Raw genomic sequence first — 14,641 nt, 5'->3', positions numbered from 1 at the left:
ATATTGAAGGAGCAATTTTCATGATAAAGACCGCAGTTCTATTGCTTTTTACAGCTCAATTGATTGCATGTTCAAGCACAAAGACAACCCCACTCGAAGAAACCCCCTCTGTTGAAGAACTATTTAACCATGCTGCTTTTGAGCACCAATCCACAATTGAAGAACATGATATATTTTCTTTGCCCAAACAAGAGCAAGATAAATTCTTGGCTTACTTTAAGACAGCTCTCGATAAAGGCACTCGTCCAGATAAAGCTGTATTTAACTACCTCAAGAAACGACTTGATCAATTTACTTACGACGGCGCAACTCTAACAGCACGAGAATCTTTGGAGAAAAATGAAGGCAATTGCATATCCTTGGCAATATTAACTCAGGCCTATGCAACATTAGCAAAAGTAGAAACCACATTTAGAGAAGTAGGTACAGTCCCTGTTTTTCGAAAAAACAATAATACTATATTGATCTCTAATCACTTTCGCACCAAATTGTTAGCGCCGAATTCACCGAGTGCTGCCAATCAGTTTGAGATCATTCGCGCCGGCACTGTTGTCGATTATTTCCCAGCCCAAGACAGTTTTTTCATCGATACTGCAAGCTACGACGACCTAATAGCTAAATATTATGCAAACAAAGCCGTAGATTCTTTGCTAAACGAGAACTTCAATCAAAGCTATAGCTTTTTAACAAGCGCGCTGAACTATAGTCCAAATGATGCTGAGTTGATCAACATCGCCGCAATTTTACACCGCAGAAAAGGACTACAAAACGACGCTCTAGAATTATTTAAATTTGCAGATAAACATCATTTGACGAGTCAAAATTTAATTTCTAATTATTTATCGTTAGTGAAAAATCAAGATAATACAGAGCTGATAAATCACCTAGAAAACTTACTCGACAGCAGCGCCTCAACGCCGTTTGATAAAATTCAATTGGCTCAAAGGGCAATTAAAAAGGGTAGCTATAACAAAGCGATAAGAGAGTTAAAAGAAGTCATTGTTGAAACGCCCTATATTCCAGAACCCTACTTTGAACTGGCTCGTATCTATTATACCAAAGGCGAAATGGAAAACACTGAGCGATTACTTGCGCTTGCAATCGAAAAGTCTTCAGATCCCCAGAAACGTTCTTTGTTTCAAGCCAAGCATGACGCAATATCGAAAAAGAAGCATTAGTATTTGGTAACTAAATAATGGTAACTACCTATTTATAAATGAGGCTATCTTGAGTGAGCGAAACACTCAATTACATTGAGTGCTCCACTCACATCAGATCAGCTCATAACCAAGCGCTAAACCCCGCCATGATTAGGCAAGGTTAAAATCACGCTGGCAGCTTATTCACAGCCCGCGAGTATACCGAGTGCAAACGTCACATAGCCTATGAATGCTCTATGTTATCGCCATACTCAAGCGCTTGGGGTTACTTAGAATATTGATGGCTTCGAACCTGTTTTCTAGTAAAGATCTTGTTGGTAATTTTCCAGCCCTGGCTAAGCTTTAATAGTAGGAAGTAGTCAGTATAAACCGTGTTATGAATGGTGATTGTTGCCTTTGCCATAGCCGAGTCACCCGTTACATCAATAGCGATTATCTCTCCCACACGGCTGTTTTTTTTACCCTCTTCAATACCACTGATGTAGGTTTGTCCCGACCAACGTCTAAACGCACCACCACTGTCAACAAACTGAAGCTCTAAACTGGGTAAAAATGCCTGCTCAACTAAAGCGGGCTTTCCTTCAGCAGTGCCATCAAAGTACCATTGAATCACTTGCTTTATTTGTTCGATATCTTCATTTGCGCCAGCTGTACTTATCTGCAACATAGCGGCTAAATACACCGCCATCACTTGAGTTATTCGCTTCATATTTATTCCTTGTTTTCTTTAAAAAACCTTCGTAATGCAAGAAGATAGATTTTGGATTGTGGGGTAATGTACAATCTTGATATACCGCATGTCATGTCTGACAAGTGACCGAACGTGACTTTAAATTATTCGCATATTTATCAAATAATTATAAAAATATGAAAGGAAGAAAATGCGCTGGAAGTTAGGCCAATTTTATTTTGATGCCAATAACAACATACTGAGCAAAGGGCAGCAAGAACACCTGCTAGAACCTAAAGTGGCTGAACTATTGAGTTATTTTTGTCAAAACCCACAGCGCGCGATTAGTCGAGATGAGTTAATTGAACAAGTTTGGTTTGGGCAGGTTGTAAGTGATAGTGCCATTAATCGCATAGTTGTAAAATTACGCAAGGCCCTTGACGATAATGACAAAATAAAGCGGTTTGTCGTCACTGTGCCAAAAGTTGGTTATAAATTTGCCATTAAGGTTGAAGCGACCACCCATAATGATGAACTTCATTTAGAAGGCCCAGCTAACAAAAAGTCCTTGCTACACAAATCATCCCCTGTATATCGTTCAAAACACCTCTACTTGGTTCTGTGTTTTATCGCTGCCTGCATCACCTATTCAGTATTTGTTTCTCAATCCGATAGTACTCCCACTTACATTGATGCAAAGGTTTCCCCTCTATCTAGACTCTCAACTACCCAATTCGAAGGGGCTATGTCTCCAGATCTACGATACTTGGCGTTTTCAGCACCAACTGCCTTGGGTGTAAATCAGCTGCATATCCATGATAATCAAAACAACATAACTCATATAGTCAGCCCCGAAAGTGGAAAGGCCCACGATGCTTATTGGTCGGATGATGGGCAAAAGTTATTTTATTTGTTCGACCAAGGACAAGAGTGTGAAATCCACCAAATTGAGATATCAGAGGCAATTTTCAGCGCGCCCAAGGTGGTATATCAATGTGCAGACAGTCAGCTTAGAAGCGTTATCCATATCCCAAAGGAGCAAAAGCTCTTGTTCATTGAAAGAGGTGCAGAGTATGCGCCTTGGCAAGTCTATAGCATATCTTTAAACACTGTGGCAAAACGAAAAGTTGCTCAGCCAATCGCCAATGGCAAAGGAAACTATTATCTAGATAGAGATAGAAAGACAAACCGCATCTTGCTGTTACATGAATCGGCCCCCGGCATTAGCCAAGCTTTTGAATTGAACATCACAGATAGCACCTATCGTAGCTTATTGACCTTACCATATATGGTTCGCTCTGCGCTTTGGGGACATGACCTCAACACCATAGTTCACCCCGGAGAGCATCCCTCATTTGACTTGGTGGCAACGAGTTTGGCATCAGGGCAACAGCAAGTTTTATATAGTGATTCAAGACGCATCACAGATCTCAATCGAATCAACAATGGCAAAGACTATTTGTTCTCCTCTTACATAGTAAACCGAGATATTCAATTTGACGGAGACGTCAATGCGCTATCTAATTCTTCTGTGATGGACTACCTACCTGCGATTTCGAATGACGCTAAGCAACTTGCGTTCATCTCCAAGCGCTCCGGATATAGTAAATTATGGCTGCAACAAATAGGCACCAATCAGCTGCGTTCAATTGAACTTGAAGATCAAGGGCGCTTGTTTTATCACCTTGATTGGTCTTTTGACGATAAACGACTCCTAGCCAATACAAATAAAGGCATAGTGATATACGATATAGAGCATCTTGAAGTACTAAAAGTAATTGATACCACACAAACCGTTACCGCCGCAGGTTGGTACTCTGATGAGGAGGTTCATTATAGTGAGTGGCACAAACAGGGTTGGCAGCTCAACCTGCTCAACATAAAAACCAACCAACTTCATATGATGGATAACACGCATGCTTTTGTACTTGCAGACAAAGTGTCAGATGAGATGCACTATGTCCACTTTGACCAGCAACTATCTGCAACATGGCAAGGCACAGCGATAGATTCAAGCATGTGCTCAAGTGTGTTACGTCGTTACCGGATTAGTTGGCAGTTCGACAATAACCGCATTTATTGTCGAAACCCTCAAAGCAATGCCATCATAGCAATTGATAATAAGGGCCAAACTGCGATCTTCCATCAAGATAACTATATTCCGTACCACTTTTCCGTATCACAATCGCATTGGGCAACATGGCAAGTGTCATCTTATGTCAGCGATATAATAAGAACCAATTTTAGTGATAAATCATAAAAAGTCATTTTAATTCATTGCAAGGTAACGTTTTAAAACCTCAAGACTGTCAATAATTCTCCTGTCAAAATAAAACGATAGGAGAATTCTATGTTTAAAGTTATCGGGTTACTATGGTTCGTGCTATTAGGCACTTTTACTGAGCAAGCTTTAGCTAAAATGTCCAACAGTGAAAAAGTACTGTTTATTTTATCTGCCGACAAACATGGCTACTATTTGCCTGAAGTCGTTGAGCCTTATCAACATATCATGAATAACGGGTATACCGTCGAATTTGCCAGCCCAGATGGAAGCCCCGGTCGGCCAGTCGCCTACAATCTACTTTCTAAACAGGCTCAGGTTGACTACAAAATCATGCGTAAGGGCAGCAACATTGACCAGCCAAAACCCTTAAAATCGATACAACCGAAAGACTACGTGGCATTTTATGTACCTGGTGGAGCTGGACCTATGTTTGACCTCGCCGGGCACCCTGAAATGGCCAGATTGTCTTTAGCATTTTTAGCCCAAGATAAAATCATTTCAGCTGTATGTCATGGACCTGCAGCGTTTGTAGATATAAAAAATGCAGACGGAACATACCTAGTATCTGGGCTTAAAGTTACAGCAAAATCAAACGCCGAAGAAGGACGTTGGGCTCGGAAAAATTACGCATTTTTATTACAAGATAAACTCAAAGCACAAGGCGCTAAGTTTGCGTATGCGGCACCGGGCGAGCCCTATGTCATTCACGATAATGGGGTATTGACTGGCCAAAATCCCAAATCAGCACTTCCCACAGCTATTGTATTGGTTGAATTGTTAAAACAAGGCCGCTCTTAAGCTCAAGCAGCCTGCCAAATGGCAGGCTCAACTGCATAAATTGAAACATTGATGAATCAAGTAGCACCTGTTGTACTATAGCCACCGAAATAGTGATTAATTATAGCCAATCCCGCAACTTATAAACCACGCAAATATCATTAGTCACTCCTAGACACCTGCATCATTCGGTTTTATAAACATCTTTGGTTTTTAGCATATCAAAAACCCGCTTTTCACGAATTTCATCAAAGCCAACCTCTTTTACATACGATTTGGGATTACTAAAAGTGCCAAATAACAAATCCCAAACCGCAAACCCATAGTTTTGAGCATGGTGTAAACTTTTATGATGAACCCTATGCATTTCTGGGCGCTGGAGGATATACCCTAGCCAATACGGTGTTTTTAGATCGGCATGTATAAAAATATTGTAAAGTGCCGCACAAATTAAACTAACAGCGGTACCTGACGCATCAAGGCCCAATATAAAATAGCAACAAAAGGCATTTAAAAAAGTCGCTGCGGCCCCGTCAAATGGATGCATATAAAATGAAGTAAGTGCTTCAATACGCCTAGGGCTATGGTGCAACTGATGAAATGTCCGCCATAAAAAATCAGATTTATGCATCGCTCTATGCCACCAATAGGCAACAAAACTGGTTAAGACAAAACCCAACACGCCTTGAGCAAAAAAGTGTATATCTCGAAACTCTAATATCGATACTTCGCGAAATAAATCAACGAATATGAGCCCAATGCCAACGGTCGAGAATGACTGAAACAAGCTTATAGAAGAGGCTAAAACTAGCCAGCGACGATCGCAACCATTCTTTGAAGCTGGCGCAATGACTTCTAGCGTAAACACACCAAGAAAAGCAACAATTACAATAATCAATGTGAGTAATTCCATTTCTACCTCATTTCCAACTTGTTGTACTAAACATTCTCAAAAACAACAGGTTAAATCAATTATTTTTTACTAATGAAAAGCGGGAGCTAGCTTCTTTTCTCTATACTCATAGTATGATTTCCTTGAAATAGATCGCGCCTTGGCAAGAGGTAAATAGCCTTTTGAGATTTAAATAAGTGCTAAGCTAACAACATTCACAAAGTGTCATTTCCACTGTCGCTTTGCCAGACCCCAAATCACAAACAACATGAGGGACTGTACTATCAATGCACGATAGATATCCATGTGAAACGCCCCATGCAATAAAATTTCTCATTGTACAAACCAGCACCCGGTTCGATGCCCAACTAGCGATGCTTATATTGAGACGGGCAGTAACCTCGAATAACGTCTTTACTGCGTAGTTTGATATGCTTAGTCTTGCGCCTTGACACCCTTGTACGCCAAAGCTTGAAGCTGGACACTTTGAGCCTTTTATTCATAAATTGGATAACTTGTTTTTCATTAAGCCCAAACTGAAGATATATGGCTTCAAATGGTGTGCGATCTTCCCAGGCCATTTCAATGATCCTAGACTCGTCCTCTCCTGAAAACTGCATGTTTCCCTCTCAAAAAGCCTTGTTTTACGACCCTATATTCAATTTGGATCAGCCGTAAGAAGGGACTAAGCCCACATTACACTAAAATTGGCAATAGAGAAGCTGGGCTCCACTCGCCTATTCCGCACTTTTTATTTCGCTTGCCCAACGAGACCATGAAATACTGCGACCAGGAAATACAATCCGTGAAAAAGGCCACCGCTCTTGAAGCCAGATTAAGACTGTTTGATATAACGCCTTTTCAAGTTTAATACTGTCATCTCGAACCCATAAGTATACCTCACAATCATAGTTTGGCGATTGACTAGGGTCGATGTAAACAGAGCCAAGGCACTTATCCTGTGATTTGTTGAATACCGAGTATGCAAATGCCTCTCGTGATTCAAACTCCTTTTTATGCGCCTGTAAACTCTCTATATTTTCGTCAAGTGTCATATTGCGTTTAGGCCATTGTGAGTTTGGGCCAAATATTCCTTGTAGCCTTTGTTGGCTGGACATCACAGCATCAAAATCCAACTGTGCTACTTGTTCTTCAAGCACCCGAAAGTAGAAGTTCGCCGAGTCAAAATACAATGGGGGCTCAAATGTATCGGGAATAAATAGGTCTGTCATATTCAATCCAATGTGTATCTTTTCACCCTCATAGTTAGTGGGTATTTGTGTTTTTCTTACAAACTCATATTGCAGAAGCAGAGTCTGCCTTATTGTGATGCGCTGTTAGCAGTGCGTGGTGCATTCGCAACCCATAGAAATACAATCAGTCCAAATATGGATCCTATAATAAATCCAATACTTGGCAGTCCCATACCAATGCCTTGCAGCGATTTATCTGATACATGCAAAATAGCTGACAACTTTTTCCCACTGTCGCAGTCCGTATTTATTAGCTCAAGACTTAAATGCGTCAACGCACGTTCAGCATCTTTTACATAACGGTTAAATGTCCAAAAACTGATGATATAAAAGGAAAGCAATCCAATGGAGAATACAAAAGATGATCCACTCACGTGCCAAGGTAAAAATCGAATAGGTTTACCTATGTCCCTAAGTGGTATAGCTGCTGCAAATGCAAATGACCCAAATAAAACAGTAAGGAATAAATTAAACACTGTGGATGCCAAGCTAGCGTAGTTCATCGCTGTTTGTAACGTTAGTTCTAATATTTTCTGGTCCATACCATTTCCTATTGCAAGTTTTTGAACATCCAAAATTCGAGGGAATACCTATGTCATTAAAGAACTGCGAGACGCTTTTTGACTCTTACTATCGACAATATTCAGAGTGCCTTTTTAAAAAACCCCCTTGGTTTATAGTGCATACAAACGTTGTGTAATCCAATTGGTTCTTTACCTTTGGTATCATTCGCGTACTCACAGGAACAGCTTCTCCTGTTGTCAATATAAGATTACCCCCCTGATGGTAACTTCTCCAGTGATTGAATAAAGCATTTATTAATAATAAATAAGCGATATACTCGTAAAAAAGCGCTAGTAGCTTCTCTTCCATCACAGCTAGACCTTCGTTGTGTAAAATGCTGCGGTTATCAGGCATCATGATTTCGACATAGTCTCGGGCCGCCTTTAAAAAGCATATATGATCACACGAAGTCCACTCTACCTTTTGGCCATTATTTAGTTTTATTTTTGACTGTTTTTGCTGCTCGCTATACTCATCGAGCACTTGTTGTAAACGCTCAGCTCTTGACTGAGCCACTAATTTAAGTGAGCTATCGGTTTTATAAAAAACTGCATGTTGAAGAAAGAGAAGTAGCAAAGTGAAGCAACAAAATTATTAAACTAAAAATTTTCATAAAACCTCTTTAGCTATCCTCAAGCTAACAAACCAGTGTTCGAGGCCTTTAAGCCCCCGCTTTATCAGCGAGTCTTGCTCTCACTTCCATAAGTGCAAACCCTAAAAGGTTGAGACCTTTCCATGAGTTAGGGTTTTCACATGCAGGGTTATCTTGTGCCAACCCTATACCCCATATTTTGTCTACAGGGCTCGCTTCAACTATAACCCGATTACCAGTGTTGAGTAAAAAAGCCTCTAAGCCGGCATTTTGAGAAAACTTCGCCAGATTGGCGTTGACGACTATTTCGAAACGTTTTTCGTCCCATAAATTTTGTTCAAACCCCAGTACCTCGCGACCAATCGCCTTCGCTTTTGCTGGGCTGTGGGCACAAAGTACCTTCTCACAGGCATCATGATCACCAAACAACTTAGCTTTGTGATACATCATGTAATGCTCAGCCGTTAAAAATTCATTTCCATCTTCTTGGAATGTTGATTCATACCACTGACTGAAGCAGCTCTTTGATACTTTTCCGCTTTTTTCTTGATGTCCCCAGAAAAAAACATACTCCACTTTGTTTCCCTGATTGACAAAGTCAGCCAGTTTATCTTTCGTTCTAACTTTCAAATTTCTTCTCATATTTAACGTATTAACGCGTTTCGCACACAAGCTAGAAAAATGGCCAAATTTAATCAACCACGGTTCTGTAAATATATTTTGAAAACATAACCATTTGTCTGTTCTTGATATCCAATTAGTCAGGAGGCAGACACTAAACTAGAAATAGATGCTATCCCAAAATTCGCATTCAATTTGTGCCGGGAGTTTAACTTTATGTTCTATCTTAATGAGTCGAGTTGCAAAACATCAAACTCACCCATACCGTTACTAGTAGAAACACCTAGTAGGGATAGTACCGAGTTTATAGCCAGTTGCCCTTTGGGCTCTTGGTTGTACTGGTTTGTGTTTGAACACCACTTAACTTCAGTTTTTAACGGCCCCAACACAGTTTCACTATTAATATAAAGCACTGCTGACTGCGCCCCTATACCACCAAAATAATCACTTTCGATATAGGCTAGTGTTTTGTTGATAGATTCGCTTTTAAGCAGTTCGTGAAGTGAAGAAGAGAGTTTATAAAACTCTGGATAGGGGGCCTCTTTTTCTGAATTAACAAGCTCGTTTATGTCATCTAGTAGCTGATCAGATACTTGGATAACTGAATACCCTTGTTTGAGAACCACTAATTCTGCAACTACCCAATTTGATGCAATCTTACTAATAACATCACTTTTACCCACAATTGCGTGTATCATTTAGCCCCCAGTCTAATTCCTTAAAAATAAATAACCACCTCAATATTAAAAGTTACACTAGTACTCAATTCGCTTTCCCTCACACACTCAATTATCTAATAGCTCATATTTTACAGGGAATAGAAAACGTGAAAAAAGCCGAACTATAAGTTCGGCCAATTTAGACAGTAGGATTAAAAGTAGGTTTCTTGAAGGGCAACAAAATCCACTTCACAACTGTTGTCAGCTTTTGAAAATATGCGCATTTTTTTACCTGACATCTGTGCAGCCAATATAACACTCAACATATGATTAACGGATGCTTCAGTCTTTTTACTATAAGTAATAACCCCAAATGGTCTTTCACTTTCTTTACAGGCTGACGTTCCAAGTGTAGAACCTTTTTCAAAGTACACTTTCACAGACTTATTATCAGAAAAGTCATAGACCTTTGTGCCAACCACTTTGCCAAAGGCAATATCGCCAGCAAATACATTTAAGGAGCAAGATAACGCCCCGAATAATAGAATTTTTCTTAACATTGTTTTTTACTCTACTTTTTAAATTGGGGAAATTATAACGCAAGGCGTAAGCGGAACAAAGTTACTAGAAGGAAAATAATATTAAGTTTTTTATATTTTAATGAATTCACCCCACTTTATAAATTACTTAATATATCGCATTTATTAATAATACAAAGTAGTGTTTAGACCACTTTTATTCGTAGAGGCTCCGAAGTTCAAATCCAATAGCTAACTTTGTTTAGGGTTGTTAAAGAAGGGCATAAAGCCTGTGTAACAGGGTCATTAAACTCCTCGACAATGCCGTAGTAATTAATGAATCAATTGACAGATAAAGCTTTTAGCGCTCTTTTGTAAGGCGCGTGGAAAATGGATATGGGTAGAACACTGCTAAAATAGCACTCCCTTGATTTTTTGGTAGAGTTCGAGCGGGATCCACACGCAGCACATTAAAGTTTTCATCTGTTACTTACACCAGCAATGCTAGTTTATCGTAGAAAAATTCTTTATTTTTATATACTCGATGTCGTTATCCCTGTTAGGAGCTTTTGTAAACTTGCCTGGCTTTTCGATACAAAACTTGCCATTAACTCGATGACTTCCCTCTAAGATCTGTGCATAAAGTGTACTAGGAATTGCGTCTGGAGCTGGCTCCTCCCCCGCCTGTAAAACTCCAAAAACTTCATTGCTCCTCCACAATGTGATTCTAAGAAAAGGCGGATGGCCATTCCAAAGCGTCAACTCACCAACCACATTAGTGCAATCTTTTGCATGAGAATAGGCACTCCCCAACAATAAGAGCAATGGTACAATATATTTCACCATAGACTCCGTTCGTTGTGTTGCAAGCTGTAACTATTACCTAAAAGAGATAAGGGCATACGATTTGCTCTCACATTAATATGAAATACCTTCTAAAATTTCTTTTAATCTAATTTTATTTCGTTCTGCGTTTTTACCTGAAAAAGCCAGCTCATTTTCCTCTATTGAATTTTTGAACCTCAATAAAATTGACTTTTGATATTCTGTCAATTCCCTCACTTTACTAGAGCCATAAATTACTCGAGCTTCTTGGAAAATAATACCATCAATAAATATCTGAGAGGACTCAGCACTATCCGCTAATATTTTCTCTCTTAGCTTTAGTAATATTTCTAACCTTTCAACGGTTAGAACACCAAGGTGGTGAAAAAACTCTTCTTTGAGTTTTGCTTCATACTCCAAAGCAATGCCTCTTTCATTTGGCGATAAACTATTTAGATATTCTTTGGATGGTGTACTAGGCTTGCTAGCGAAACTACATGCACTGACTATCAACAAAACAAGAATAAAGCACTTCATATTTCACCATTCGTATATAACCCACTTATAAGCTGGGATTAAAAAATCAAAATAGACAAGTCAGTTTCCATCACAGGCATAGGTAGAACTTACTATCACGCACAATGGCAAAGCCATTCATGCTGTTTGAAAACGCGTGACCGCAAGTACTTGTCATATACCCTGCCGCACTTTTAAAAATGAATCTAGTACCGCAAAAGTAAAATTTTGAAATTCCGATTCACACTGCTCGTTTACACCGCAATTTGCAAAAGCAGTAATACTGACATCGCCATCGGGAATATAAATGTTTTGAGTAAAATAGCCAAACTCAGTACCACCATGGTGATAAAATGTCTTACCTCTTACCTTCTCCACCCAAATTCCAAGTCCATAGTGAAAATCAGATGAAGAATAAAAACGAGGCCCCCAAGACTCTACTAGGCTCTTCTCTCCTATCATTGTAGCTCTCACGCTACGACTAACAGTTCCGTTATCACGCACAATAGCTCTTAGTAGTTTTGCCATATCACTAACACTTGAAGCCAACGGTGCGTCAGAGGTCGCGGTTGTGCCTATAATTTCTTTTGTATCTACCCAAACATTCATGGGGAGTGGAAACGCGGGGTCTGAATCATTTATAAAGAAGCCCGAAGCCAGTTTAGGCATGTGCTGTTCAACACCTTTTGAGTAACTAGATGTCATTTTTAGTGGTTCGAGTATTTTGTTTCTAATCGCTACAGAGGGGTGTTGTTTTAATACTCGCTCTAATATGACTCCTGCTAAAGCATACCCAGTATTAGAATAAGCATATTCTTTCCCGGGCTTAAAATTAGCAGGCTGGTTCAAAGCAAAACCCAGAGGGAACATGTCTGTCGTAACTTTATCTTTTTGAGCAAATTGTGCTTTGAAAAAGGCATAATCACTGGCATCGTTATATTCGAAAATACCACTTGTGTGATTTAACAACTGCCTTATTGTCATTCGATCTGAATGCTGAATTTGCCCAAGCAATTGACGATCCAAGTATGTACTGATGGAAACGTCTAGGTTGATCACACCTTCATCTGCCAACATGGCAGCCAACAAAGCAGTTAACTTTTTGCCGGCACTCCCATTGGGAATGACAATATCCGTTGTCATTGGCTGCTTTTTTTCCAAGTCTTTAAAACCTGCACTTCCGATATAAACACCGCCTTGTGATTTAACCAATAAAACGGCTCCGGGAATGTGTTCAGATATAAGATTGTCTAGCATAGGCTGATAGTTACTATGGTAGTCAACCTTCTGGATTAGGCTGTTGTTTGCCATAACCTTGCTGGGAATTGTAAAGTGAATGGTGATTAGCAGTACTAAAAAAACGTATTTATTCATTTGACTCATCCATGACTCCGAGGTTTCTATCCAGGAAATGCTAATATTTGGCCCCAAATAGCACAAGCCAAGCATCTTACCCTTTGGCTCAACGACGTTGATTAAATGTATTTTACTTAGTTTGAAATCAAATACCTTCCCAAAATGAAATTCTGAAAACACGAATAAAATCCAACCAAAACAACAAACCCATGTGGTCTATTGCCCGGCACACTAGCAAAGATGAAATACGGCGGGACGCGTATTCATTGAATGCACTTATTCATTGCTCTACACAAAACTTATTCTTGGTTCGCTCTTTGTAATATTTCAGCGACTGCCATATCAAGATTATTGGTCTTTTCTGCTTTCTCTATGATAGGGATCACCCAATCACAACCAACATGGCGTAAAGACGCACGCCAGTCTTTCCACATGGACCCATCAATGCTATTTAGATTCTCAAGACCGAATGTGGAAGCTGCGCCCCAACTAGCAATAGACAGGACCCCTTGAGCATTGCTATTTGCACCCAATACAAACGGTCGTTTACGATCACTAGGGTTAATACCGAAATACAAGTCTGCTTTTTCTATTGGATCAGATACTATTGATATAATCTTCATAAATTCGACCACTAACTAATGTTTGTCTTGAGCATATAAAGTAGTTGGACAGAGTTGAGTTAGTTCGAATATTGCTGGCCTCAGTCAACCTTAAATACTGATTGATAACGCGGGTTTGCAAGCTCATGAAAAACATCGTCTAAAAACTGTGCAAGTTTATCTTCTGCCAGCTCCGAAGGAATGACGACATCATATACTCTAGCCCTCATTCCCGTATCGGATTCAGTGTATAAAATCCATTCGTTCGCTTCACGATAAACCGACATAACTTTGCCGAATACATTAAATCTATGCTTCATGAGTTGCCCCAACCCCCAATTAAATCAGACCCGTAAAATTGATTAAAATACTGGCTAAAGCACTGTAAGGCAAGAGTAAGTTCAATCACCTCGTTTTTGCACTCTTTGTCGTGTTTTATTTTAAATACATAAAGTTTAATAACTTCTGACAAAAAAGTTTAACTCTAAAGGCCAAAAAGAAAAACAGCTGGCCCCCATACGCTCGAAACAAATAAATTTTTATAATGCGCAGATCCTGTGCCTAGAACCATGGTATTCCATAAAAATATAACTAGTGGATGGTTCATGGCTACAGACTTTGAAATTTATCTATGCGGAGGTGTAGTCATTAAACTCTTTTGCGTTACTCAATTCTTGTTATACCAAACTAGCCAATCATTTGGCGCAGGATACGCTAATTTGTAGGATTCTAAATCGTCTTTGCTGGCATATTTTAGGTATATGCCAAAGTAATCCGATAAATACTCTTCTCCTATCCCCATGCGCCAAAACATGCTATCCGAATCGTGTTCAGGATATTTTATCCAAGGAGGTATTGGGGGTGATAATTTGAGCTCATCGTCAAAGCGCTGCTTTAACATGGCCTGCCAGCTTTCTTCATGCTCTAGAAAAGCTTTCCAATCTTCATCGGACACTCCCTTAGGCGGCCCTAGTTCATGTGACGCCATAATAACTCCTGATATGATTAAACTTAAAATGATATAGTCAAACTACACTTGAATACTTACGCCGACGCAAAAGGCACATTATGCCTACTGCCTATATTCCTTTGCTCAGTGGCCTATTCGCCGCCACCGCAAGAACCACCATCTCCTCCTGTGCTATCAAGATCAGATTCGATGCTATATCTGGTTTTATTTTTCGACGAACGGAGGGAGCTTAAAATTAACAGCCCACCAAACACCAGTGTAATCCACCCAAAATGCTCCGCCGGAGCTGAGTTAATGTCTTTATAACCAATATACGCCAATGCACAGCCTATAATAAGTGGTACGAGCTTTACGAGTTTTCCTATCAATCAAACACCCTCAA

17 protein-coding genes are annotated in these 14,641 nt (G+C 39.7%); 3 read left to right on the top strand and 14 right to left on the bottom strand.

The features are described from left to right. Window positions 1–20 precede the first annotated feature (20 nt). A complete protein-coding gene (locus J8M00_RS05275; protein WP_211009293.1) occupies window positions 21–1,178 on the top strand; it encodes a tetratricopeptide repeat protein in 1,158 nt (385 codons plus the stop codon). Window positions 1,179–1,425: 247 nt separating this feature from the next. Here J8M00_RS05275 and J8M00_RS05270 read toward each other — a convergent pair whose 3' ends face one another. Further along, window positions 1,426–1,869 carry a nuclear transport factor 2 family protein gene (locus tag J8M00_RS05270; protein ID WP_211009292.1) on the bottom strand — a complete coding sequence of 148 codons (444 nt, stop codon included), beginning with the start codon at window positions 1,867–1,869 and terminating at the stop codon, window positions 1,426–1,428. Between the two features lie 172 nt (window positions 1,870–2,041). Between J8M00_RS05270 and J8M00_RS05265 the strand changes: the two genes are divergently transcribed. Both J8M00_RS05265 and J8M00_RS05260 read left to right on the top strand, forming a co-directional pair. Next, window positions 2,042–4,090, top strand: a complete 2,049-nt coding sequence (locus J8M00_RS05265) for a winged helix-turn-helix domain-containing protein (protein ID WP_211009291.1) — start codon at window positions 2,042–2,044, stop codon at window positions 4,088–4,090. Window positions 4,091–4,180: 90 nt separating this feature from the next. Further along, window positions 4,181–4,912 carry a type 1 glutamine amidotransferase domain-containing protein gene (locus J8M00_RS05260; RefSeq protein ID WP_211009290.1) on the top strand — a complete coding sequence of 244 codons (732 nt, stop codon included), beginning with the start codon at window positions 4,181–4,183 and terminating at the stop codon, window positions 4,910–4,912. A gap of 163 nt (window positions 4,913–5,075) precedes the next feature. Here J8M00_RS05260 and J8M00_RS05255 read toward each other — a convergent pair whose 3' ends face one another. The 13 genes from J8M00_RS05255 to J8M00_RS05195 all read right to left on the bottom strand — a co-directional run bounded on the left by J8M00_RS05255 (window position 5,076) and on the right by J8M00_RS05195 (window position 14,627). Then, window positions 5,076–5,804 carry a sterol desaturase family protein gene (locus tag J8M00_RS05255; RefSeq protein ID WP_211009289.1) on the bottom strand — a complete coding sequence of 243 codons (729 nt, stop codon included), beginning with the start codon at window positions 5,802–5,804 and terminating at the stop codon, window positions 5,076–5,078. Window positions 5,805–6,151: 347 nt separating this feature from the next. Further along, window positions 6,152–6,403 carry a TIGR03643 family protein gene (locus tag J8M00_RS05250; RefSeq protein WP_211009288.1) on the bottom strand — a complete coding sequence of 84 codons (252 nt, stop codon included), beginning with the start codon at window positions 6,401–6,403 and terminating at the stop codon, window positions 6,152–6,154. Window positions 6,404–6,520: 117 nt separating this feature from the next. Next, window positions 6,521–7,015 carry a hypothetical protein gene (locus J8M00_RS05245; RefSeq protein ID WP_211009287.1) on the bottom strand — a complete coding sequence of 165 codons (495 nt, stop codon included), beginning with the start codon at window positions 7,013–7,015 and terminating at the stop codon, window positions 6,521–6,523. 89 nt (window positions 7,016–7,104) lie between these two features. Further along, complete coding sequence (locus J8M00_RS05240) at window positions 7,105–7,578, bottom strand: hypothetical protein (RefSeq protein WP_211009286.1); 474 nt, start codon at window positions 7,576–7,578, stop codon at window positions 7,105–7,107. A 683-nt stretch (window positions 7,579–8,261) separates the two neighbouring features. Next, a complete protein-coding gene (locus tag J8M00_RS05235) occupies window positions 8,262–8,822 on the bottom strand; it encodes an NADAR family protein (protein WP_247687228.1) in 561 nt (186 codons plus the stop codon). A 212-nt stretch (window positions 8,823–9,034) separates the two neighbouring features. Then, on the bottom strand, window positions 9,035–9,511 hold the full coding sequence (locus J8M00_RS05230; RefSeq protein ID WP_211009284.1) for a hypothetical protein: 477 nt from the start codon (window positions 9,509–9,511) through the stop codon (window positions 9,035–9,037). Window positions 9,512–9,684: 173 nt separating this feature from the next. Further along, complete coding sequence (locus J8M00_RS05225; RefSeq protein WP_211009283.1) at window positions 9,685–10,032, bottom strand: hypothetical protein; 348 nt, start codon at window positions 10,030–10,032, stop codon at window positions 9,685–9,687. Between the two features lie 876 nt (window positions 10,033–10,908). Then, window positions 10,909–11,352, bottom strand: coding sequence for a hypothetical protein (locus J8M00_RS05220; protein ID WP_211009282.1), 444 nt, complete (start codon window positions 11,350–11,352; stop codon window positions 10,909–10,911). Between the two features lie 153 nt (window positions 11,353–11,505). Further along, window positions 11,506–12,705: a serine hydrolase domain-containing protein gene (locus tag J8M00_RS05215; protein ID WP_211009281.1), complete on the bottom strand. Its 1,200-nt coding sequence runs from the start codon at window positions 12,703–12,705 to the stop codon at window positions 11,506–11,508. 281 nt (window positions 12,706–12,986) lie between these two features. Continuing rightward, window positions 12,987–13,310, bottom strand: coding sequence for a hypothetical protein (locus J8M00_RS05210; protein WP_211009280.1), 324 nt, complete (start codon window positions 13,308–13,310; stop codon window positions 12,987–12,989). Between the two features lie 80 nt (window positions 13,311–13,390). After that, a complete protein-coding gene (locus tag J8M00_RS05205; protein ID WP_211009279.1) occupies window positions 13,391–13,609 on the bottom strand; it encodes a DUF7661 family protein in 219 nt (72 codons plus the stop codon). Between the two features lie 347 nt (window positions 13,610–13,956). Further along, window positions 13,957–14,277 (bottom strand): hypothetical protein, encoded by a 321-nt coding sequence (locus tag J8M00_RS05200; protein WP_211009278.1) that lies wholly within the window; start codon window positions 14,275–14,277, stop codon window positions 13,957–13,959. A gap of 113 nt (window positions 14,278–14,390) precedes the next feature. Beyond that, window positions 14,391–14,627: a hypothetical protein gene (locus J8M00_RS05195; protein ID WP_211009277.1), complete on the bottom strand. Its 237-nt coding sequence runs from the start codon at window positions 14,625–14,627 to the stop codon at window positions 14,391–14,393. Window positions 14,628–14,641: the final 14 nt, after the last annotated feature.

This window comes from Pseudoalteromonas luteoviolacea (genome assembly GCF_018100925.1).
Lineage (GTDB): Bacteria > Pseudomonadota > Gammaproteobacteria > Enterobacterales > Alteromonadaceae > Pseudoalteromonas > Pseudoalteromonas obscura.
The sequence above is the reverse complement of the archived record's forward strand: the minus strand, read 5'-3'. Positions and strand labels throughout refer to the sequence as shown.